Source organism: Olsenella uli (genome assembly GCF_016899935.1).
Lineage (GTDB): Bacteria > Actinomycetota > Coriobacteriia > Coriobacteriales > Atopobiaceae > Thermophilibacter > Thermophilibacter uli_B.
In genome coordinates, this window is sequence record NZ_JACJJK010000057.1 from 1 (window position 1) to 263 (window position 263).

Sequence of the window (263 nt, forward strand, 5' to 3'; positions counted from 1 at the left end):
GAGCAGCCCCTGGATTTCCCCGTCTTCGCCCCAGTTGCCGTGCAGGGCGTTAAAAACGACGTCCGGCCTGTTTGTCGCCAGCAGGTCGAGAAAAGCGGAAACATCCGTCAGATCGTGCTCAACAACCTCATAGCCGCATTTGCGCAGGGCTTCCGCCGCGCCGCGGCCGCTTATCAGGCTGACCTCCCTTTCGGCGGAAAAACCGCCCGCAAGCACCAAAACTTTCTTTGACATTTGCCGAAAATCCTTATAAAAATTCATTG

1 pseudogene is annotated in these 263 nt (G+C 55.9%); it reads right to left on the bottom strand.

Annotated elements, in window-relative coordinates:
- Positions 1 to 234: pseudogene (locus H6A07_RS09840) on the bottom strand (D-alanine--D-alanine ligase family protein); the annotation flags it as partial.
- Between the last annotated feature and the right edge of the window lie 29 nt (positions 235 to 263).